Annotated in this window: 14 protein-coding genes; 7 read left to right on the top strand and 7 right to left on the bottom strand. The window is 56.5% G+C overall.

Features of this window, described 5'->3' with window-relative positions:
• Positions 1 to 114: 114 nt before the first annotated feature.
• The 4 genes from BUE18_RS05465 to BUE18_RS05450 all read right to left on the bottom strand — a co-directional run bounded on the left by BUE18_RS05465 (position 115) and on the right by BUE18_RS05450 (position 6,136).
• Complete coding sequence (locus BUE18_RS05465) at positions 115 to 1,353, bottom strand: iron-containing alcohol dehydrogenase (RefSeq protein WP_211482782.1); 1,239 nt, start codon at positions 1,351 to 1,353, stop codon at positions 115 to 117.
• Positions 1,354 to 1,942: 589 nt separating this feature from the next.
• Complete coding sequence (locus BUE18_RS05460) at positions 1,943 to 2,413, bottom strand: PaaI family thioesterase (protein ID WP_073473720.1); 471 nt, start codon at positions 2,411 to 2,413, stop codon at positions 1,943 to 1,945.
• A gap of 43 nt (positions 2,414 to 2,456) precedes the next feature.
• Positions 2,457 to 4,931: a replication restart helicase PriA gene (gene priA, locus BUE18_RS05455; protein WP_073473718.1), complete on the bottom strand. Its 2,475-nt coding sequence runs from the start codon at positions 4,929 to 4,931 to the stop codon at positions 2,457 to 2,459.
• A complete protein-coding gene (locus BUE18_RS05450) occupies positions 4,928 to 6,136 on the bottom strand; it encodes an aminopeptidase (RefSeq protein WP_073473716.1) in 1,209 nt (402 codons plus the stop codon). The genes priA and BUE18_RS05450 overlap by 4 nt, the downstream gene beginning before the upstream one ends.
• A gap of 176 nt (positions 6,137 to 6,312) precedes the next feature.
• On the opposite strand from BUE18_RS05450, the gene BUE18_RS05445 reads away from it, so the two are divergent.
• The 7 genes from BUE18_RS05445 (at position 6,313) to recD (ending at position 19,589) form a co-directional block, all read left to right on the top strand.
• The gene (locus BUE18_RS05445; RefSeq protein ID WP_073473714.1) at positions 6,313 to 6,540 is read left to right on the top strand and encodes a hypothetical protein; all 228 of its coding nucleotides are present in this window, start codon (positions 6,313 to 6,315) and stop codon (positions 6,538 to 6,540) included.
• Positions 6,541 to 6,542: 2 nt separating this feature from the next.
• Entirely contained in the window at positions 6,543 to 8,459 is a 1,917-nt protein-coding gene (locus BUE18_RS05440; protein WP_073473712.1) for an ATP-dependent helicase, read from the top strand.
• A gap of 34 nt (positions 8,460 to 8,493) precedes the next feature.
• On the top strand, positions 8,494 to 9,357 hold the full coding sequence (locus BUE18_RS05435) for a substrate-binding domain-containing protein (protein WP_073473710.1): 864 nt from the start codon (positions 8,494 to 8,496) through the stop codon (positions 9,355 to 9,357).
• An 18-nt stretch (positions 9,358 to 9,375) separates the two neighbouring features.
• Positions 9,376 to 10,977, top strand: coding sequence for a two-component system sensor histidine kinase NtrB (locus BUE18_RS05430; protein WP_073473708.1), 1,602 nt, complete (start codon positions 9,376 to 9,378; stop codon positions 10,975 to 10,977).
• Between the two features lie 88 nt (positions 10,978 to 11,065).
• Positions 11,066 to 14,323 (top strand): exodeoxyribonuclease V subunit gamma, encoded by a 3,258-nt coding sequence (gene recC / locus BUE18_RS05425; protein ID WP_073473706.1) that lies wholly within the window; start codon positions 11,066 to 11,068, stop codon positions 14,321 to 14,323.
• Positions 14,320 to 17,826 (top strand): exodeoxyribonuclease V subunit beta, encoded by a 3,507-nt coding sequence (gene recB / locus BUE18_RS05420; protein WP_170868276.1) that lies wholly within the window; start codon positions 14,320 to 14,322, stop codon positions 17,824 to 17,826. The genes recC and recB overlap by 4 nt, the downstream gene beginning before the upstream one ends.
• A complete protein-coding gene (gene recD / locus BUE18_RS05415; protein WP_073473702.1) occupies positions 17,823 to 19,589 on the top strand; it encodes an exodeoxyribonuclease V subunit alpha in 1,767 nt (588 codons plus the stop codon). The genes recB and recD overlap by 4 nt, the downstream gene beginning before the upstream one ends.
• A gap of 208 nt (positions 19,590 to 19,797) precedes the next feature.
• Here the strand turns inward: recD and BUE18_RS05410 are convergent, their stop codons facing one another.
• Genes BUE18_RS05410 through BUE18_RS05405 form a run of 3 tightly spaced genes read right to left on the bottom strand, consistent with a single transcriptional unit; the run spans position 19,798 to position 21,474 of the window.
• Positions 19,798 to 20,439, bottom strand: a complete 642-nt coding sequence (locus BUE18_RS05410) for a YkgJ family cysteine cluster protein (RefSeq protein WP_073473700.1) — start codon at positions 20,437 to 20,439, stop codon at positions 19,798 to 19,800.
• A 6-nt stretch (positions 20,440 to 20,445) separates the two neighbouring features.
• Complete coding sequence (locus tag BUE18_RS27850) at positions 20,446 to 20,613, bottom strand: hypothetical protein (protein ID WP_015947611.1); 168 nt, start codon at positions 20,611 to 20,613, stop codon at positions 20,446 to 20,448.
• Between the two features lie 12 nt (positions 20,614 to 20,625).
• Positions 20,626 to 21,474, bottom strand: a complete 849-nt coding sequence (locus BUE18_RS05405; protein WP_073473698.1) for an alpha/beta hydrolase — start codon at positions 21,472 to 21,474, stop codon at positions 20,626 to 20,628.
• Positions 21,475 to 21,798 lie beyond the last annotated feature (324 nt).

The raw sequence follows: 21,798 nt of genomic DNA, 5'->3' as shown, positions 1-21,798 counted from the left end.
GGATTAGCGCTGCTCATACGCTTTTCACACCGATTTTTTTTGGGGGGGCTTATCTCAGCCGCCATGCCTTATGCATTATGGGCTTGTTGTTGAGATAAGGCCCCCGGAATTCAATCAGGCCTGAAGCGATTTAATGACAGCCATGCAATCCTCCAATTTCATGATCTTGGGAACCGGGTAGTTGGGGTTGCACTCGCTCAAAGCGCGCTCGGCAATCAACGGAATGTCTTCATCCTTAATTTGCTCAAACTTCTCCGGAATCCCGATTCGCTTATTGAGATCCCTCAGGGCCTGTATGAAGGCTTCGGCCTTCTGGGCTTTGTCCATGCCGGCGGCGCTGATGCCGGTCATATCCGCCAGTTCCGCCAACTGTTTGTGGATTATTTTGCCATACCATTCAAGCACATAAGGCAGGATGACCGACATGGCCAGGCCGTGGGGAATGCCGTACATGCCGCCGAGATTGTGGCCTATGGTGTGGACGTTGCCCACGCCCCCGCGGGTGAATGCGACGCCTGCCTCATAGGCGGCGCGCAGCATCTGGCCGCGGGCTTCCACATCCTGGCCGTTATTATAGGCTTTTTCGATATTTTCGAAAATGAGCTGGACGGCTTTTATGGCTTTAAGGCGCGTGCTTTCGTTATTATAAAATTTGCCGATGTAGGACTCCACGGCGTGCGTCATGGCGTCCATGCCGGTTGTGGACGTGATGTGAGGCGGCAGGTCCAGCGTCAGCATGGGATCCAAAACCGCATACCGAGGCCGGAGAACGAAGTCCCCCACCGGGAATTTTTCGTGGGTTTCAGGATTGGACACCACCGCGGCGATGGTTGTCTCGGAGCCGGTGCCGGCGGTTGTGGGCACGGCAAAAAGCATAGGCGGAAGCAAAGAGCCCATTCTCAATGCAGGAAGGATCACCTTGAACAGCCCCTTCATCTTAACCACCGAACGCCCGGGGCGGGCCACCCTGGCGCCTGTCACCTTGGCGCAATCCATGGGAGATCCGCCGCCAAACGCAATGATGGCCTGGCAGTTGTTCGCGTTGTAAACATCCAGCGCGCCTTCAATGTTTGCAATGGTCGGATTGGGCTGCACCTGGTCGTAAACGTAGTATTTTACGCCGACCGCCTTCAAAGCCTCGAAAAGCGTGTCAAGCAGATTAAGGCCCATGAGCACCGCATCCGTGACCACCAAAACCCTCTCAAACCCCTTTTCCTTTATAACGGCCGGAAGTTTTTTAACGCTGTCCGGGCCGTCTATGATTTCCGGCTCAAGCCAGGGAGAGACTTTCATCCCCAACCCCAATCCGCATTGATACGTCCTATAATAAGCCTTTTTTAATTGCCAGATCATGATCCCCCTCCTTAAAGTTAAGTAGCAAGCCGATTATATCCGGTAGTCCCGATATTCCTCCCGCCGGCATCGGCGATGACGGCGGCCCCCTCCGGCTTGCGGGAAGCGGCTTTCGCTGCTCCGCCAGGATTAAACAGCCCGATGACGCCTCTGACAGGCGTTCATTTCAACTGGTGTTAACACAAAAAAAGCTATGCCGCCACTGGCCCGTCAACGCGGGAATTCTTTGCTCGAAAAAATACGCCATCCCGGCTTATCTGCCTAAATCCTTTCCGGAAAATAACCTGCCCAAACTGGAATTCCGGTGTCAATAAAAACGATTCATGCCGGAAGCGGAAAAGGCGCGCTTATAAAGGGCCAGTCAAAAATAGAGGGCTTTTGAAAGACGCCCGGGATAACGAAAACATGTCCATCGTGGACGGTTCACAATTGTATAAAATAAATTTTTCGTGATCGGTGCCATCTCATAACAACGCACAAACCGTAGATGCAGTAACTTAAATTTCATATTAGGAAGTCAGTCTCTGATTGACTATTGTCCCGGTTTTACCGGCCGCCAAAAGCCAACCAAAGACTTGAACCCTTCTTATTACACAGTTTCCTTGACCTGGATCATCAAGGCCTGGCCTTCGGCGCAGACCACCCCCTCGGCGATCAGGTCCACGCCGATGGTCACTTTGCGGCCCTTGATTTCCAGCACCTTGCCCCGAAGCTCGATCTCCGCGCCAATGGGCGTGGGCGCCTTAAAATTCACATTCAAATTGGCGGTGACAAACCGGGGCATGGTCTCTCGGGTCATTTCCTCGCCCAACTCCTTAATCTTGGCGGCAGCGGCCGTGCCCGCCGCGTGGCAGTCGATGAGCGAGGCGATAAGCCCGCCGTAGACAATATGCTTCATCCCGCCGGTGTAATAATCCCGGGGGTGGATGCGACACACGCTTTCTTCGCCGTCCCAGTAGCTTTTGATCTGCATGCCGTGCTCGTTCAGCCTGCCGCAGCCGTAGCAATGGGAGTAATCGTCCGGATAAAAATCCTGAAAAGCCTCTAATTTGTCTTCCATGTGCAAACCCTTCCGTAAAAATTATGGTGATGAGAAATTAAAATTATAGCATGTTCACCGGGTCAACATCAATGACGGCGGTGGGGCCTTTGGTCCCGGCCTTGCCTTGGATGATCCGGTTCACCTGCCGCAAATAAGCGCGAAAAGCCTTGTGATCCAGCCCCTTCAAAAGCATCTGCCACCGGTGCATGCGGGCGATCCGCGCAATGGGCGACGGGATGGGTCCCAGCACCTGGACGGAATTCTTAAAGGCTTTTTCGGCCCACAGAAGCTTGCGGCATTCCTCGCCAATGGCGTTGGCGAAGGCGCCTGTTTCCTTGACGTCCTCCCCGGTGAACCGGATTTGGGCCAGGCGGGCGAATGGGGGGTATTTCAATTGATGCCGGAACTTTAGCTCTTCGTTGCAAAAGGCTTCGTAATCGTTGGCGCAGGCCGTAGTGATGCAAAAATGCTCCGGGTTGTAGGTCTGGAGCACCACCCGGCCGGGCTTTTCGCCGCGCCCGGCCCTGCCCGCCACCTGGGCCAATAGCTGGAAAGTCCGTTCGCCCGCCCGAAAATCCGGAAAGCCCATGGAAAGGTCCGCGCACACCACGCCAACCAGGGTGATGTTGGGAAAATCATGCCCCTTGGTGATCATCTGGGTGCCCACTACAATGTCCGTGGTTTTTTCGCGCAAGCCTTTCAATACGGAAACCAGGCCCCCTTTTTTCGCCGCCGCGTCCCGGTCCAGCCGGCCTATATTGGCTTGCGGAAACATTTCCCGCAGGGAATCCTCCACCTTTTCCGTGCCCATGCCCATCATTTTGAGCTTGCGGGAGCCGCACGAGGGGCAGCCCTTGGTGATGTCCTGGCAAAAGCCGCAGTAATGGCACTGGAAGCAGCCAGCCTCCTGGTGATAGGTCAGGGACACGTCGCAATGGGAGCAGGTAATGGTTCCGCCGCATTCCAGGCAAACCGGAAAATTGGCGAACCCCCGGCGATTGAGAAAAAGCAGGGCCTGCTCGTTTTTGGCCAGGGTTTCGGACAGATGATGCTTAAGCACGTCGGTCAAAAGGGATCGGTTTTGGCCCGCTGTCGCGTTGCGGAGATCCACCAGGGTGACTTCCGGGAAGGGCCGCTCCGCCACCCGGTTTTTGATGCTGATCTTTTGAAATTTGCCGTTGGCGCAATTATGCCGCGAGGATATGGACGGCGTGGCCGATCCCAGCACGGTCACGGCTTTTTCCATATGGCACCGCATGACTGCCAGATCCCGGGCCTGATACCGCAAGCGGCTGTCCTGCTTGTAGGATTCGTCGTGCTCCTCGTCCACGATGACGATGCCCAGGTTTTTCACCGGCGCAAAGATGGACGAACGCGCGCCTAAAGCGATGGGCGCCTGGCCACGGACAATGCGCATCCACTGGTCCAGGCGTTCGCCGTCAGAGAGGCCGGAGTGAAGCACCGCCACTTTCTCTCCGAATCGGGCTAAAAAACGCCTTTGCATCTGGGAGATCAGGGCGATTTCCGGCACCAGTACAATAACCGAAAGGCCTTGCTCCAGGGCTTTTTCCACGCACCGGAGATAGACTTCGGTCTTGCCGCTGCCGGTCACGCCGTGGAGAAGGATGGATTTGTATCCCTGCCCCAGGGCTTGCGTGATTTCCTTGTATGCCGCCTCCTGTTCGGGGGTGAGGGTGAAGCGGGTTTCGTCGGGGGGGATGGGCTCGCCGAAGGGATCGCGGTAAACCTCTTTTTCAAACACCTGGATCTCCCCGGCCTCCTCCATCTCCCAAATCCAGCGGGGCGCTGACGGAACCTCTTTTTTCAGGTCCCGCATGGCCATTTCCCCATCTTTGGGAAGAACTTCCAGGACCTTGTGCCGGGATTTCTGCCGGGCCGGGGCGTCGCTTTTGTGTTTCAGGGCTTTTACATAGGTTTCTGTCTTGGAACTGACCCGGCCCTTCTGCATGACCCGGTTGATCTCCACAAAGCCCTTGCGCTGCATGGTCAATATGGTGGAGACCGAAGCGCCCTTGCCCGCTTTTTTGACCAATTGATTTTGGGTAATGGCGCCCGCAGTCAGCAAAATTTCCAGAAACCGCTGCTCCTTGGAGTTGGCCTGTCCGGCTTCCAGGGCTTTTTCCCCTTTCGGCGCAATTTGCACCATGGCCAGTTCCAGGTGATTAACGCCGGAAGGCAGGGATTCCTTGATGGTCAGGCCCAGAGGGTAGAGATAATAATCGGCCAGCCACCGGAACAGGGGAACCATGGCTTCGGGGAACAGGGGGAGTTCGTCCAGGATATCCAGGATGGACCGGGCCTTAAAGCCCTCGGGTTTGGGAGCAGGCCCCAGGATATAGCCCGTGACCCTGCGCCGCCCCATGGGGACCAGCACCCGTTTGCCCGGCTCGGCAAGGGACGCCTGATCCTGGGGCAGCTTATAGGTCAGGGTTTGCTCCAGAGGTGCGGCGACAGCCACCTCCAGATAGGCCTCCGGAGGTTGGGAGGCGCCTCGTCTGACTCCCGGTTCCTTCACTTGGCTGTTGCGCCCGTGAATTCGCCGTCTTTATAGATGACCAGAGACTCGCCGGATTTCAGGTGCGCGGTGACGGTTTTCTTTTCCGTGTTCACCAGATCCCAGTGAAGGGCGGAGTCGTTGAAGCCCAATTTCTTTTTCAGGTCGGCGTCCAGTTCCTTGGCGTCCCCGGAGTAGGTGTCGGCGTAGGAGGCTCCTATGGCCACGTGGCAGTTGCCGAACTTGCCGCCGTAATTTTCGTCGAACAGGGTGTTGGCCATGAACTTGTCGATCTTGGAGAAAGTCCTGTCCGTCAGGGAGAACTCGCCCAAACGGCCCGCGCCTTTATCCATAGCCACCTGTTTTTTCACAAAGTCCTCGCCCTGCTTGGCCGTGACCTTCACCACCTTGCCCTTGGAGAACTCCAGGCGGACGTCCTTGACGTAGTTTCCGCTTCTAAACGAGGGTTGATTGGCGAAATACACGCCTTCGGTTCCGCGCCAGTCCGGGGAGAGAAAAAGCTCGAAGCTCGGAATGTTGTGGCCGGAAATGCCGATCCAGCGGCGTTTTTCGCCGGGATCGACCTTCAGGTCCGTATTGGTGGATTTTACCTGGTAATAATCCACGTCCATTCCGTTAAGCCAGGCCTTGAGACTGGTGGCGCGGTTGAACAGCTTCCGCCATTCCTTGGCCGGGTCTTCGAGATCCAGCAGGCAGGCTTTGATCCACTGCTCGGTATAGGCTTTCAGGGAGAGCTTGGCCTGCCTGGCCAACTCCTGAGTCGGGACAATGCCCAAGGTCCAGCCGAAGGCGCCTTCCTGCTCCCGTTTGTCCAGGATGTCGCGAAACGGCTTGCGGGCCACGGCGGCCTTGCCCATTTTGGAGGAGTCTATATGCGCCAGATGGGTGAGGGATTCGGGGGCGATCAGGCTGATGCTGCCGTTGATGTTTTGGAAAAGCTCCTCGTCTCCCGGGGGGATGAACACCAGTTGTTTGTTGTTGGAAAGCTCGTAAAACTGCCGCTCCATGGTCGGGGTGTAGCTCATTCGAAGAATGGGGTTCATGCCCTGCTGCAAAAGCATGGCCTGGAGGACTTCGGCGGTTTCCATGGCGGCCCGGTCGTACCTGACCAAAATGGAGTCGCCTTTTTTGTATTTATCCACCCTGGCCGTGGTCAATCCCCACCAGAAAACCTGCGCATATTTCTTCAACAACTCAATATCCATACTCGCCTCCGTAAACAACGCCTTTTGCAGGCCTGTGCAGCTATTTGAAGTTCGGGCGAAAACGCCATTATCGCTGTGGTTAACCCGCCTTCTTGACAGGGTATCAATGTTTACATACTATCTTCCAGCAACGCAAGACCGCAAGCAATTTCCATAGATTAATAAGGGAGAAGCCCATGAGCGACAATACCGAGACCTTACTTATCAACGCCAACATCGTAATTCCCGTAGAGGCTTTGAAAACCATTGTGGCCAAGGCCAAAGAGGCTGTAGGCGCGGACGCCAAGGGAATATACCGGGTGGATACGTCAGAAGCGGTGAACCAGATCATCACCAAGTTCCTGGCCGAAAGGGATTTCATGGACTTTATCTCCGACCTGTCCAACTACCAGGAAAAATCCTGATTATGGCATCCAATATCCAGTACGAAAAAGACCTGAACGAGTCCCAATACGAAGCGGTAACCACCCTGGAGGGGCCCATGCTGGTCATCGCCGGAGCGGGCAGCGGCAAAACCCGCACCCTGACCTATCGGGTGGCCCGTCTGGTGGACTCCGGGGCGCCGCCGGCCCGCATCCTGCTTTTGACCTTCACACGCAAAGCCTCGGAGGAAATGCTCCGGAGGGCGGGCGTGCTTCTAGGCATGGACTGCGACGACGTCGCCGGCGGCACGTTTCACTCTTTTTCGCACCAGATGCTTCGGCGCTACGCCTTTAAGCTGGGCTTTGACCCGGGATTCGTCATTCTGGACAGGCCGGACTGCGAAGCGCTCATCGACCGCCTGAAAAAGGAATTGGTCCCCAAAGGCGTGAGGAATTTTCCCCGTAAAGGGACGGTCGCCTCCATTTTCAGCCGAAGCGCCAACACGGGCATGAGCGTGGAAAAGATCCTGTTTTCCGAATACAATCATTTCATTCCCCACAAAGACATCCTGGACGAGATGTACAACCAGTACGCCATGACAAAGTCCCAAGAAAACCTGATGGACTTTGACGACCTGTTGCTGCACATGCGCATTATGCTGGCCACGGAGCCTGAAATTCGGGACGTCATATCTAAAAAATATGACTATATCATGGTGGACGAGTACCAGGATACCAATCTGATTCAGGCGGACATCCTCAGATATTTGGGCGAGGGCCACCAGAACGTCATGGTGGTGGGGGACGACTGCCAAAGCATATACGGATTCCGGGGCGCCAACTTCGAAAACATCATGCGCTTTCCCGACGTGTTTCCGGGGACGAAAATCATCCGGCTTGAGGAGAATTACCGGTCCTACCAGCCCGTATTGGACGTGACCAACAAGATCGTCAAGCAGGCGGCCAGAAAATACACCAAAACCCTGTTCACCAATCTCCAGGGTGGCGCCGCGCCCGTCCTGGTAAGCACAAGGGATGAGAATTCCCAGTCCCAATTCGTGGTGGACGAGATCAAAAGGCTGCAAAGCCAGGAGGTTCCCTTGCGGGAAATCGCCGTTCTGTTCCGGGCGGGGTATCAGTCCTTTGACCTGGAAGTGGAGCTGACCCGGCATGGAATCAAGTTCGTCAAATACGGGGGATTCAAATTCATGGAATCCGCCCATATCAAGGATGCGCTGGTGCATATGCGGATCGCCGCCTTTCCCAAGGACAAGCTGAGCTGGCATCGCGCCCTTTTGCTGTTGAATAAGGTCGGCGCCAAAACCGCCCAGACCTTGTCGGATAAAATCTGCTCCGGCCCGGGCCTGGCCGCCGTCAAACCTGCGCCCTCTTACAAATCCGGGTTTAATGCCTTGCGGGACCTGATCACGGATATCTCCCGGCCCGGACAAAAGGTGGCGGACATAGGCAAGAAGGTCCTGGAGTATTACCGTCCCTATTTGGAAAGCAACTTCGACAACTGGCCGAAACGCCAGAAGGATCTGGACCAGCTCGTCTCCATGATGGAGCGTTACGGCGCCGATCTTGCCAAATTCATTCACGACGTCACCCTGGAGCCTCCCACCAGCACGGTGGAAGACGTCCTGGCTGTGGGCGAAGCCCCGCCGGACCGCATGGTCCTTTCCACCATTCATTCGGCCAAGGGCCTGGAATGGGAGGCGGTGTTCGTCATATGGACCTTGGACGGCCGGTTTCCGTCGCGCCAGGCCGTGGCCAAAGAGGGCGAAAGCCTGGAAGAGGAGCTTCGCCTGATGTACGTGGCGGCCACCAGGGCGAAAAAGGAGCTGTTTTTCGTGCATCCCACGGATGTTTTCGATCCGGCGTCCATGACGTACCTGTATCGCCCCTCCCGGTTTTTGGAACGGCTTCCGAGAACGGTGTTGCGGAGGGAGTCGTACTAAACCCTTATCAAAATTACGATGATCCGGAGGAGCCATGCGCAATTTTTCAAAAAAATCCCGCATGACCATAGTTGTGATTTTGACGTTCATTTGCACGGCCGGATTCCTGGCAGGCGTATGTTTTGGGGAGGACGTCAAGGGCGGCCTTGGTCTGAACGCCGATGTTGCGGCGGGCGGCACCGGTTCCGCGTTGGGCGCCGTCCATCTTTTGGCCAAGGCATACATGGCCGAGCATCCCGGCGTTTCCGTCAAGGTTTTGCCAAGCCTGGGCAGCGGCGGGGGAATAAACGCTCTGGTCAAAAAACGCATCGACGTCAGCCTGAGCGTGCGTCCTTTAAAGGATAAGGAAAAGGCGCAGGGGCTCTGGCAAAGGGTGTACGCCAGGGCGCCCTTTGTTTTTGCAACCACCGCGGTTTCCTCCAGCGAAAATATGACCTACCACCAACTGGAGGGGATTTATTCGGGCCGCATCCAATCCTGGCCGGACGGCAGCCCGATCCACCTGATTGTGCGCCCCGCCCAGGAGTCGGACACACTGTTCATCAAGTCCATGACTCCTGAACTGGATAAAGCAGTAGACAAGGCCCTTGCCCGTCGTGGTATGATGTTCGCTGTGACGGATCAGGATACGGCAGATTTGCTGGAATCCAACAAAGGGGCGCTCGCCTCTTTGTCTTTAGGGCAAATTATGGCGGAGAAAAGAGCGGTGAAAGTTCTTTCCCTGGAGGGCGCTCCGCCCCTGATCGACGGCAAGGTCAATCCCGAATATCCTTATTTCAAAACCTATTACATGATATTCAGGCCCGGCATGAGTCCTGCGGCCCAACAATTTGCAGACTTTGTTTTTTCCGAAAGAGGTATAAAAATTTTGGAGGACACGGGCCACCTAAGGCCTTAGCAACGTATTGAGAGGCCTATGTCTGATCGCATCAGCGCTATCACAACACTCATCGCCGCCATCATATCCGGCGTAATCGCGCTGGGAATCCCCCTCGTATACTTTTTAACCGCCTATCAGCACGAAAAAGCCGTTGTCAGCACTGCGGCTGAAATCACCACGCGCATGGTCAGCAATTTCGCCGCCCAGTATCCGGGTCTTTGGCCTTTTATGGAGTACCGGATAGAGGAGGTTCTATACCGCAGCGGCGGGGACGTGCCGGAAGGAGTGTCCAAACAGATTCTGGATAAAGATAACAACGTGGTGCTGGACCTTCCCCGTGAAGCGCCTTTTCCCGCCATCACCCTGGAAAAGCGGTTCTGGATATCCGGCCAGCCAGCGGGCGCGGTGGTCCTGAAACGCTCTTACCGGGGATTGTTGAAAAAAACGGCCGTTGCCCTCTTGGTGGGGCTGTTGGCCGGGCTCATGAGCTTTTTGGCCTTGCGCCGCCTGCCCATAAGCGCTCTGAACAAAGCCCTGGCCGATCTTTACGAAGAAAAGGAAAAAACCAGCGCCATTTTAAAGGGGATCGGCGACGCGGTCATCACCATTGACAAAGACCTATGCGTACTCACGGCCAACATGCGAGCGGAAATCGTCCTTGGCGCCGCCCAGGAGGTCTTGGCCGGAAAATCCATGGAGCGCCTTTTTTCCGCCGACGCGTTCGAACATGCGGAACTGCTGCCCTCTTTTTTCAGACGGGTCACCGCCCAGGGCGAAATTCTTGTTTTTCCCAACGACATTATTCGGAAGCAGGGAGAAAGGGAATTTTTCAGCCTGAGCGGCGCCCCCATACGGGACAAACGCGGGGTGATTTCGGGCGGCGTTTTTGTGATTCGGGACGTCACGCAGCATCATCAATTCCAGGAGGAGCAGCTCAAGCTGCAGCAGATGGAGTCTCTGGGAGTGCTTGCCGGAGGCATAGCCCACGACTTCAACAACCTGCTTTCCCTGATCCTTGGCAATGCGGAGCTGGTGGCTATAGACATGGCCCCGGACGACCCTAAAAGGAAAATGCTTTTAAATGCGTGCGAATCCATTGAACACGCCCGCAGCCTGACAGGGCGGCTTCTGACCTTTTCCTCCGGCGGAGCGCCCCTGCAGGAGGAAATCAATATTTCCCAGCTAATAAAGCAGCGGGCCGACTCTCTTTTGGCGGGCTCCAACGTTCGGGTGCATTACAACATGCTGCCCAGCATCTTTCCCGTTTCTGCAGACGTTGTGCAAATGGGACAGGTCGTCCAGAACATTGTATTGAACTCCAAAGAAGCCATGCCTAACGGGGGGGATTTAAAAATCTCCGCTGAAAATCTCATCCTGGAGGCAAACAATCTTCTTACCCTGCCAGCCGGCGCTTACGTCCGGATTTCCTTTTCCGACACAGGTCCGGGCATCTCCATCGAAAACCGCTCCCGCATTTTCGAGCCGTATTTTTCCACCAAAACCCGGGGCGCTCAAAAAGGAATGGGCCTGGGCCTCGCCACATGCCTGTCCATCGTGAAAAAGCACGGAGGCGCCCTCAGCGTGGAGTCCAACCCGGAACAGGGCGCTGTTTTTCAAGTGGTTCTTCCCGCCATTTAAAGCTCCCTTGCATTGCTCGCCTGATTGATTTAAGTAAACGGCGATACGCATGTAAAACGTTAATAATTCGCAACGCCTTGGAAAGCCCATGCCTAATAATCGATTCGACTCCATATTCGGCGAGGAATGCCTCCGGGTTTATTCCAGCAACAGCCTGCAAACTCTGGCCGGCCAACTGGCGGATTTGCTGATTAATGATCCTTTGCCGCCTTTGGAGCAGGAAATCGTTTTGACCCAAAATCCGGTGATGGGCCGCTGGCTGTACCTGGAACTGGCGAAAATCAACGGCGCGTGTGCAAACATTCGGGTTACACTGCCCAATGCGTATATGCACGAACTGTTCGCCAGCATAATTCCTCCCATGGAAAACGAGGAGCAGTCCCCATTCTCACCCTGGGCCATGACATGGCGAATCATGGACGCTTTGGCCCGGTTTATGGAAGAACCGCCGTTTACGGAAATCCAACGATACCTCCAGGACGACCCGGACGGCCGCAAACGGTTCGGCCTGAGCCGGCGCATCGCCGGAGTATTTGACGGGTATTTGCTGTTTCGGCCGGAAATGATTTTGAACTGGGACCGCGGCAAGGGCGAGCATTGGCAGGCCATTTTGTGGCGGGAAATCAGCCAGGGTTTTAACAACCGGCATCGGCCGGGCCTGCGTAATGCTTTTTTCAAGGCGCTCGGGTCCGGCAAGCCCAAGCCCGGCGTCCTGCCCAAAAGAATTTCGCTTTTCGGCGTTTGGGGCATGCCTCCTTTCCACCTGGACGTTTTCTCCGGCGTGGGGCGTATGCTGCCCGTGTATCTTTTTCACGTAAATCCCTGTAAGGAATATTGGGCTCACGCCTTTTCGGACAAGCAAATCACCCGGATTACCACCCGGAGCCCCTTCACCCGTCCCGAAGAACTGTACCTGGAAAAAGGCAACGCCCTGTTGGCTTCTCTGGGCGGAGTGGGCCGGGATTTTCTGGGGCTGGTAGCAGGGCTGGAGTGCCACCCCCAGGAATTATACGAGTCGCCGGACCGCACGTCCCTATTGGGCATGATTCAGGGGGAGATTCTGGAGTTCAAGGAAGAGGATGGACGAAAAGCGCAGGAAAAGGCGCGTACGCGTCCTGGAGACCGCTCCCTGGCGATCCATAACTGCCACAGCCCCATGCGGGAAATGGAGGTTCTGTACGATCATATCCTAAAATTTTTGGACGAAGACCCGGACCTGGACCCGCGGGACATCATGGTCATGGCGCCGGACATGGACAAATTTGCGCCCTATGTGGAAGCAGTCTTCGCTTCACCAGGACCCGGGGGAATTCGCCTGCCTTATTGCATCGCCCATAAGGAAATCCGCACGGTCAGCCCCAGCGTGAACGCTTTTCTGGAAATCTTTGACCTTTGCCAAAGCCGGTTTGAGGCGGCGGCCGTTCTGGATCTGGCCGGCATGCCCGCCGTGGCGGAAAAATTCAGCTTTTCGGAACAGGATCTGGAAACCCTGGCCCGGTGGGTCGCCCGGACCAGGGTGCGATGGGGCGCCAATGCAGACAGCCGCAAGGCCCTGGGCCTGCCCGCCACCGGGGATAACACCTGGGAAAGCGGTCTGGACCGCCTGATGCTGGGCTACGCCATGTCAGGCCTGGACGAAGAGTTTTTTCAAGGCATCAGCCCCTTCGGGGATCTGGCTATGGAAGACGCCCCTTTATTGGGACGATTCGCAAAGTTTACCGAGGCCTTGTTTCAACTCTCTCAAAAGATGGAAAAAAGCCGCGAAATCCTGGAATGGGCGGAAATCCTGGAAGGCGTCCTGCAGGAATTTTTAAGCCCCGATGCGGAAGACCTGCACCTCTTGCAAATCGCCTTTTCCAAGACATCCAAGGCCCAATCCGAACAGGGATACGGCAGGAAGGTTTCGGCGGCCGTGGTCAAGGCGGCGGTCGCCGGGCTCTTGGAGCAGAGTTCGCCCAGCGGCGGCATTTTAAGGCGCGGCGTTAATTTTTGCTCCATCGCCCAGGGGGCTGGAATTCCCGCCAAGGTCATCTGTCTGGTGGGCATGGATGACGGAGCCTTTCCCAGGCAGGACGGAGGCATGGGCTTTGACTACATGGCCCGGTCGCCCAGACGCGGGGACCGGTCTCCCCGGGGAGACGACCGGTTTTCCTTTTTGCAGGCGATCATTAACGCACAAAGCAGGCTGCACATTTCGTTTACCGGCCAGGGGATTCAGGATAACGCGGCCTTGTGCCCCTCTCCTTTGGTGAGCGAATTGATCGACTACGTGGAGGCGGGGTTCGATCTTTCCGGCTCAGGACCTATTGCGACCGTCCACAAGTTGCAGCCTTTTTCTCCGAATTATTTTTCGGGCCAATGCCCCGGCCTTTTCAGCTACTCCAAACAATATAGCCGGGCGGCTGGCATTTTGCAGCGCGGGGAAAAGCAGTCCCGGCAATTTTTCTCCCAACCCCTGGAAGCGCCCGAAGCCCAGGATAAGACCATTTCTTTGGAAGCCCTGTGCGGGTTCTTTCGCATGCCGGCGAAGTCCGTTCTTAAAGACAGGGTGGGCGTCTTTTTGGACGAGTACACGGAAGCCATGGACAGCGCCGAGGCCTTCAGCCTTGGCGGCCTGGAAAGGCATGTCCTGGCCGGAAAGATGGTAGAAAAGCGGGTTCAAGGACGATCTTCCCTGGACTTGTACGCTCTGGCCAAGGCGCAGGGGGAGTTGCCCCACGGCAATGTGGGAGCCTTTGCCTTCAATCAGCTGGAAAACCAAATTAGTCCATTCGCCCGTAAAGCGGAAGCAATGCTGAGCGAGGCAAACCAGCGCCTGGACGCCCACGTCATGGCGGGCGAATGGAAAATCCACGGCAGGCTGGCGCCCCTGGGGCCCTGGGGATTGATCCTGCACCGCACGGCCTCGGCCAAGGCATTTGACCGGCTGAACGCCTGGATACGGCATCTTTTCTTGTGCGCAGTCAGGCCGGGCTTTGAAAACCAAAGCCTGTTTGCGGGAACGGACGCTATCTATTACTACGACAACGTAGAGCAAAAAGAGGCCGTAACCCGGCTGGCCGCCCTGGCCGGCGTCTATGACAAAGGCATGGAATTTCCGGCGCCGTTCTTTCCTGAAGCCTCTTTCGCCTACGCCCAAAGCATGTTCAAGACAGACGACGTTGGCCAGGCCATGAAGGCGGCCAGGAGTAAATGGGGGCCGGACTTTTTCGGCCGGGGAGAGGCCTTGGACTCGTATGCCGCGCTTTGCTTTGAAGGGCGCGATCCCCTGTCCCGGGAATTCAGGGACCTGGCCGTTGAAATTTATGCGCCCATGCTGGAATGCGAACGGAAAGGAGGGCGATGATGACGAAATCGCGCGAAGCTCAATTCGCCCCCCTGGAAGGCGTAAACCTGATCGAAGCCTCGGCCGGAACGGGCAAAACCTACACCCTCACAAGCCTTTATATCCGGCTGCTCATTGAAAAAGGCCTGCTGGTGGATCAAATCCTTGTGGTGACCTTTACCGTGGCCGCCACCCAGGAGTTGAAGGATCGCATTCGAAACCGGTTAAAAACCGCCAGGGACGCCTTTAACGGCAAAGACGTTGACGACGACCTTGTACAAGCCGTGGTGAAAAAACACGACAATCCCCAAAGCAGGCTTCGGGTGGAGGATGCTATCCGGCGTTTTGACGAGGCGGCGGTGTTCACCATTCACGGCTTCTGCCAGCGGGTTTTGGGCGAAAACGCCTTTGAGTCCGGGGCTTCCTTTGACGCGGACCTGGTTACGGACAACCAGGACTTTTTGATGGAAATCGCCCGGGATTTCTGGCGCAGGGAGTTCTACGAAGCTCCTGAACTGATCATCGCCTACGCCATGCACCGAACCCGCACGCCGGAATATTATGCAAGGCTGCTGGAATACGCGGCCAAATACCCGGGAATCAGAATTATCCCCCAGGCGGAAAAGCCTGAGTTTTCCGCGTTGGACAGTTTTAAGGCGGCGCGAAAAAAAGTCGCTGACGCATGGCCGGCCAACCGGGATCAGGTGCTGGCCGTGTTTGAATCCGGGGATTTGAAGGCCAATCAATACGGCAAGCCGGATTCGGGCAAGGCCCAGGTTTTCGCCCAGGCCATGGACGATTATTTGCAGTCCGGAGAGCCGGGCTTTCCCCTGTTCCTTCAGTTTAAATATTTCTGCGCGGACACGGTGCAAAAGGCGGGCAAAAAAGGATGCGAAATTCCCAAGCTGGATTTTTTCAACGACTGCCAGGATTTGCATGACGCCGGAGAGGAAATGGAGCGGGACTTGGAGCAATACCTGCTCCATCTGGATCAGGAGGTTTTCCGGTTCGCCGAAAAAGCCGAGCCGGAGCGAAAGACCGCCAAGAACATTCGTTTTTTCAACGATTTGGTGTTGGGCTTTCAAAAAGCCCTTTCCGGCCCTATGGGTCCGGCCCTGGCCGACGCTGTGCGCAAGAAATACCAGGCCGCTCTCATTGACGAATTTCAGGACACCGACGCCGCGCAATACGACATCTTTTACACCTTATTCGCCGGTAGGCGGCAGGCGCTGTTTTTAATCGGGGATCCCAAGCAGGCTATCTACGGATTTCGGGGCGCGGACTTGTTTTCCTATCTCCAGGCTTCCAGAAACGTGGAGGAAAGCTACAGCCTGGAAAACAACTGGCGGTCGTCGCCCCAACTCATCCGGGGGGTGAACGCGATTTTTTCGCGCAATCCCCAGGCCTTTGTGCTGGAAGGCATCGAGTTTAAAAAAGTCGGGCCAAAGCCCGGCGTGGACCCGGCCCTGCCTTTGGAAAAGAGGCAAACGCCGCCCCTGGAAATCTGGGCCGTAGCGCCCAAGGACGATAAAGCCGTGACCATCGGCGAAGTGCAGGACATCGCCGTTCGGGCCGTGGCCTCGGAAGTCTCCCGGCTGCTCGGGCAGGGAGAATACTCCCCCGGCGATATTGCCGTGCTGGTGCGGTCCAACATGCAGGCCCAGGCTGTTCGGGACGGGCTTCGGCAGGCGGGCGTCCATAGCGTATTGAACAGGACCGGAGATCTGTTTGAAACGCCGGAGGCGATTGAAATGCGGCGGGTCATGACCGCGGCCGCGGCCAATCGGCTGCAAAACGTCAAGGCGGCGCTATCCGTGAGCTTTTTGGGCTGGACCGCCGAGGAGCTTGACCGGCTGACTCCGGGCGAAGAGCCGATGGAAAAGGTCCTGACCTTGTTTTCCGATCTGCACGAAATCTGGCAGAAATCCGGTTTCATGCGGATGTTCACTTATTTCATGCATAATAAGGAGCTTCCCTCTGCGGTTTTGGCCCTGCCCGAGGGAGAGCGCCGCCTGACCAACATCATGCATCTTGCCGAGGTTCTGCATCAGGCGGAAAAAGAACGGAAACTGGGCGTTTCTGGTCTTATCAAATGGCTGGACCGGCAAATGGACCCGTCCTCGCCCCGAAAGGACGAGCATCAGCTTCGGCTGGAAAGCGACGCCCAGGCCGTCCAGGTTGTGACCATGCACGGCAGCAAGGGGTTGGAGTTCCCCGTGGTTTTCTGCCCGTTCATGTGGCAGGAGTCCGAGCCGCGCAAAGGAGCGCCCCTGACCTTTCACGACCCGGACCGGGACGAACGCCTGACCCTGGATCTTCGCGCCGAGGATTCGCCCCATCGGGAGCAGGCCAAGCTGGAAACCGTGGCGGAAAACGTGCGGCTGGCATACGTGGCCCTGACCCGCGCCAAAAAGCGCTGCTACATGCTTTGGGGGGCCATCAACAAGGCACAGACATCCGCCCCCGCCTATCTTCTCCATGGGGGCGCCGTGCAAGACGGCCGGGTGGAAATCCGGCTGAACTACAAAACCTTGTTCGAGGATTTGGAGGAGCTTGCCAAAAGCGCGGACAACGCCATCGCCCTGACCCTGCCTCCCGAGGAAATTTATCCGGCGGCCTTTGGGGCCGGCGGGACGGACTCCGCCCTGGAAGCCATGGAGTTTAAGGCCAGGCCGGACCTGACCTGGGGCGTCACCAGTTTTTCCGCCCTGTCCATGGATCAGCCCGGCAGGAACGAGCCGGGCGCGGACGAGGCGGCGGCGCCGGGGCCGCAGGTTGAAGTCGAGGACGAGCCGGAGGAGGAAGCGGCCGGCATCTTCGCCTTTCCCCGGGGAACCGGCCCGGGCATCATGCTTCACGACATCTTTGAAAACCTGGACTTTTTGGATCATGCTCCGGAAAAGGTTCTTGATTTGGTGCAGGACAAACTGGAGGTTTACGGATTCGAGGATCAATGGGTTCAGCCTGTCGCCCATATGGTTCAGAATGTGTTGTTCTGCCCCTTGGACAAAGCAAGGCCGGACTTTACCCTAAGCCGCATTCCCATGCAGGCGCGATCCAACGAAATGGAGTTTTACTTCCCCATCAAGAAAATTACGCCCAAGGCTTTTGAGGGGATCTTCGGAAACGGCCTCCCCAAGGACCGGCCGGACCGGCTGCATTTTTCGCCGGTTAAAGGGTTTGTCCACGGCTTTATGGACATGGTTTTTTGCTATGACGGGCGGTATTATATTGTGGACTGGAAATCCAATCACCTGGGGAACGCCCCGGAGGATTACGGCCCGAAATCCCTGGCCCACGCCATGGTTCATCACAAGTACGACCTGCAATATTTGCTGTACACCCTGGCTCTGGATTTGCACCTGGCCCAGCGCATCAAGGATTACGACTATGAAAAGCATTTCGGTGGAATTTTTTATATCTTCCTGCGCGGAGTGGATAAAAGCCTGGGGCCGGAATACGGTATTTTTCAGGACCGGCCGGGCCTGGACATGATCCAACGGCTGAAAGGCGCCCTGTTATGATCGAATTCGAAGCCATAGACGGTCAATTCGCCGCGTTTCTGCAAAAACTGGCGGGCGGCGCAGACCCGGTGTTGCAATCGGCCGCGGCCCTGGTATCCCTGCGAACCCGGGAAGGCCATACCTGCGTTGAACTGAACTCCGGGCTGGACCGGGAATGCCTGCTCAGCCCGGATTGCCCGGAAAGTCCGGTGCAATGGATTGACGCTTTGGCAAAGTCGCCGGTGGTCGGGGAGCCCGGGGAGCACCGGCCGTTGATTCTGGATCAGGCCGGCAGGCTGTATTTGCACCGGTATTACGAAGATCAGGCTTTGACCGCGAAAAAAATCCTGGCATGGAGCGTTCCCGACCCGGCGTATACAGACCAGGACCGGCTGGCCCAGGAATTGGATCGATTGTTCGCCCCCTTGCCGAATAATGAAACCGACTGGCAAAAGGCCGCGGCGGCCACGGCGGTTTTGCGCAAGTTGTCCGTAATCTCCGGCGGGCCCGGAACCGGCAAGACCACCATCGCCGCCCGGATCATCCGCCTGCTTCTGTCCCTGGCGGGCGACAGGCCGCCTTCCATCGCCATCACCGCGCCCACGGGCAAGGCTGCGGCAAGGCTTTTGGAATCCCTGGGCAGGGAATTAAGCCGCCTGGGCGTTCCCCCGGGAATGGAGGACGCCATTCCTAAACGGGCCAAGACCATCCACCGGCTTATGGGAGCGAGGTTCAACTCCAGCCGGTTTATCCACAATGCCGACAACCCCATTAACGCCGATATCCTGATTGTGGACGAGGCCTCCATGGTGGAGTTGTCCCTCATGGCCCGGCTTATGGAAGCCCTGCCCGATCACGGCAAGCTGATCTTACTGGGGGATAAGGACCAGTTGGCCTCCGTGGGGCCGGGCTCTGTCATGGGCGATATTTGCTCGGGACCGGGATCGCAGTCGTTCTCCCCGGAATGGGCCAGGGTTTTGGCCAAGGCCACGAGACAGGCGATTCCTTCGGAGAATGGCCTGGCCCTCATGGCGGACGGGATCGTGCACCTTGTGAAGAACTACCGGTTCGCCAAGGATTCCGGCATCGGCGAACTGGCTGATTGCGTGGTCCGGGGCGACGCCGCAGGCGCGGCAGCCAGCCTGGAAAGCGGCGGGGAGATCATCTACGAAGCTGTCAACAATCCGCGCACCCTTCCAGCCTTGCTGGAAGAGCCACTACGGGAGGGCTTTTCGCCCTTTATTTCGGCCCAAAATCCGGCCCAGGCCCTGGAAGCCTTCGGCGGATTCCGCGTCCTGTGCGGAGTGCGGCAAGGGCCGTGGGGCATGAACTCGGCCAACAGCCTTGTGGAGGACATTTTCGCCCGAGACGGCCTGATTTTGCTGCAAAATTATCCCTGGTACGAAAAAAGGCCGGTGGTGGTCAATCGCAACGACGCGGAAATGAACCTGTTTAACGGCGACCACGGCGTTTATATGGATGGAAAGGCGGTCTTTCCCGGCCTGCAAGAGGAGCTTAGGCATTACGCCAGATCCATGCTGCCCGCCCATGACACGGCGTTCGCCATGACCGTGCATAAAAGCCAAGGTTCGGAATTCGAGTCCGTGCTGCTGATTCTGCCGGGGGAGAATTCGCCCGTGCTTACCAGGGAATTGCTTTACACGGCCGTCACCCGCACCCGGTCCAGGCTGCGGATCGTGGGCGCCATGGCATCCTTTAAAAAAGCGGTCCTAAGCCCCACCCGCCGGCCGTCAGGCTTGCAGGATGCTTTGTGGAAGAGTTGATGGAAAGCCTGATTGTTGGGTTTCGAGTTCTACTCCCTGAACCTCGACCCTCTTTTTTGGCGGAAACAGGTTTCCCTCAATGGGATAATTTTGTGATCTCTCTACCCAACGTACTATTTTTACATGAAAAGACGTAGGTTGGTTGAGCTTGCGAAACCCAAAAAATGCTGTAATCCCTCGATGATTTTACCAGCGCCAAAATCGCCCGTCATCCCATAGCGGCGGCCAGGATGCGGTTCAATTCCGGGAGGATGGCGGATATTTGCTGCTGGTGCTCCGGGGGAATCATGAGCCCCGGCACAGGCTCGTTATTCAGCAATTTTTCGGCGCTTTGGCCGAACGCAAGATATTGCAGGATCATGGAAAAATTGCCGAACTTGCCGGGACAATCCAGGGCCTCCAAGGCTTGGAGAAAGACCTGGTTCACGGTCAGCCAATAGTCGTCCATTTCCGCAAAGCCGCCGGGCTTGCATTGCGAGGATGACGCCATAACCCGGCATCCCAAAGGCCTGGCCGGATAAATGGAGCATACGCCGTCTTCCAAAAAAGGGCATGGGTTAAAATGGTCCGGCTTGAACTCCTCGGGCGGCTCCTTGCGCTCCATGCATAAACGGGCCAGGCCGTTTGTGGTGACCGCCGGGGTGAACAACTCCCCTTCGTCCAAATTTGGCGGCAAAATCCGGTTTTCCTTTTCCAGATAATCCAGGACGGCGCGGCCTTCCAGCGCAGTTGCGGTCACGTGGGTGGTGCAGCAGGAGGCGCAGCCTTTTTCGCAGGCCGTGGGCCAGGGCTCGATAATACGGTCCAGCAGGGAGTACAAGCGCATGAGCGCGGTTGCTTTTTTGTCCATTTTTTCCTATTTCAAGCCCGGGAATAAGGGCAGTTGATCGTATTTTTCCAGGCACTTAAGGCAATATTTCTTTTTGCGGGCCATGGCCCGGCATACGGTTACAGCCACTTTTTGCTCCCGCTTTTCGCACCAGCGGAAGGTCGTGTCTTCCTTGTTGCCCTTTTCCTTTTCCATTTAAATCTGCGTCTATCCTTTGTTTTCGCTTGGTTGCCACTGCGAATTTACAAAATTTATAACCGCGTCTTCATATCCGGGCGCGTCCGGGCAATCGCTGTGCCCCGCCCCTTTGCCGATAAAAAGGTCGGCCTGTCCGGGTTTGAAGCGTTTTTTCATGGCGTGCGCCATGGACAGGGGGAATTTTTCGTCAAACTCTCCGTGGATGAGCAGCACCGGCATGAGCAGTTTAGGGGCCAGGTTGGCCGGGCTTTGTTCGTCGATCTGCCGGCCGTACATGAGGCTCATCCAAAACAAAACCATGGGGCCCAACAATATTCCAAAGGCCTTGCTGAAGCTGGAGTATAGCAAAAACAAAGCCCGGCGGGTGTAGGAGTAGCATCCTTCCAGAATCAGCACGCGGACCTGCTCCCGGCGATTGTACGCGGCGATGATGGCGCCGCCCGCTCCGGCGGAATGACCGTACAAAATCACCGGCTCCCCGATCCAGTCCAGGACCGTCTCGATATCCTCGGCGAACTTGGCCGCCTGCATCCATTTTTGGGGGCTGGAATTGCCGTGGTCCCGGGCGCTGTGCATGACTGTGGTAAAGCCCTGTTTCGCCAGTACGCGGGCGCGGGGCACCATGCGGTCCCGGTTGCGGCTCCAGCCGTGGGCCAGGACCACGATCCCCTTGCTCGGGCCGTCCGGGGCGATGCGCCAGACTTCCAGGGTTCCGCCGTTTACCGCGGGAATGCGCAGGTCCTCAATGGCGCCCCAGTCGGGATCTTCATGGACCGGCCGCCGGGGCATTTGATGCACCAGATAGGTGGCCGCCAGACTTAAAGCTACATAAAAAACAATCAGAATAATCCAAAACATAGAAAAAAACCGTCCTGATACCGTAAAAAACCGCCTTTGGCGAACCGAATTTCTTTTTGCAGTGTATTACACCACCCAGGAAGCGAGGTCAAAGTAAAGTATGGTTCGCCGGAATTGTCTGCAAATGGAATGGAGGCGCCGGCCGAAAAAAAAGAAATAGCATCACTGAATGCTTTAATATTCATGACTAAGATGATAAATTAGGATTCATAAAATCGGGATCCTTCTGTTTCAAGAGGGAAACGCCCAAGGTTTCGGGATGATCTGTTTTTCTGCTTTTTAAAGCAATGGAATGAGCCAGTGGCTTCGAGTCTCAGGAAAGAC

The organism is Desulfatibacillum alkenivorans DSM 16219 (assembly GCF_900142135.1).
In the GTDB taxonomy this organism is placed as follows: Bacteria; Desulfobacterota; Desulfobacteria; order Desulfobacterales; family Desulfatibacillaceae; genus Desulfatibacillum; species Desulfatibacillum alkenivorans.
This window is presented reverse-complemented; position numbering and strand designations above follow the sequence as displayed.

Bases quoted from the DNA above. Each gene is read 5' to 3' on its own strand.
- BUE18_RS05430 (WP_073473708.1), top strand. From the start codon at position 9,376: ATGTCTGATCGCATCAGCGCTATCACAACACTCATCGCCGCCATCATA.
- recD (WP_073473702.1), top strand. From the start codon at position 17,823: ATGATCGAATTCGAAGCCATAGACGGTCAATTCGCCGCGTTTCTGCAA.
- BUE18_RS05450 (WP_073473716.1), bottom strand. From the start codon at position 6,136: ATGGATATTGAGTTGTTGAAGAAATATGCGCAGGTTTTCTGGTGGGGA.
- BUE18_RS05465 (WP_211482782.1), bottom strand. From the start codon at position 1,353: ATGATCTGGCAATTAAAAAAGGCTTATTATAGGACGTATCAATGCGGA.
- recC (WP_073473706.1), top strand. From the start codon at position 11,066: ATGCCTAATAATCGATTCGACTCCATATTCGGCGAGGAATGCCTCCGG.
- BUE18_RS27850 (WP_015947611.1), bottom strand. From the start codon at position 20,613: ATGGAAAAGGAAAAGGGCAACAAGGAAGACACGACCTTCCGCTGGTGC.
- recB (WP_170868276.1), top strand. From the start codon at position 14,320: ATGATGACGAAATCGCGCGAAGCTCAATTCGCCCCCCTGGAAGGCGTA.
- BUE18_RS05410 (WP_073473700.1), bottom strand. From the start codon at position 20,439: ATGGACAAAAAAGCAACCGCGCTCATGCGCTTGTACTCCCTGCTGGAC.
- BUE18_RS05435 (WP_073473710.1), top strand. From the start codon at position 8,494: ATGCGCAATTTTTCAAAAAAATCCCGCATGACCATAGTTGTGATTTTG.
- BUE18_RS05460 (WP_073473720.1), bottom strand. From the start codon at position 2,413: ATGGAAGACAAATTAGAGGCTTTTCAGGATTTTTATCCGGACGATTAC.
- BUE18_RS05405 (WP_073473698.1), bottom strand. From the start codon at position 21,474: ATGTTTTGGATTATTCTGATTGTTTTTTATGTAGCTTTAAGTCTGGCG.
- BUE18_RS05440 (WP_073473712.1), top strand. From the start codon at position 6,543: ATGGCATCCAATATCCAGTACGAAAAAGACCTGAACGAGTCCCAATAC.
- BUE18_RS05445 (WP_073473714.1), top strand. From the start codon at position 6,313: ATGAGCGACAATACCGAGACCTTACTTATCAACGCCAACATCGTAATT.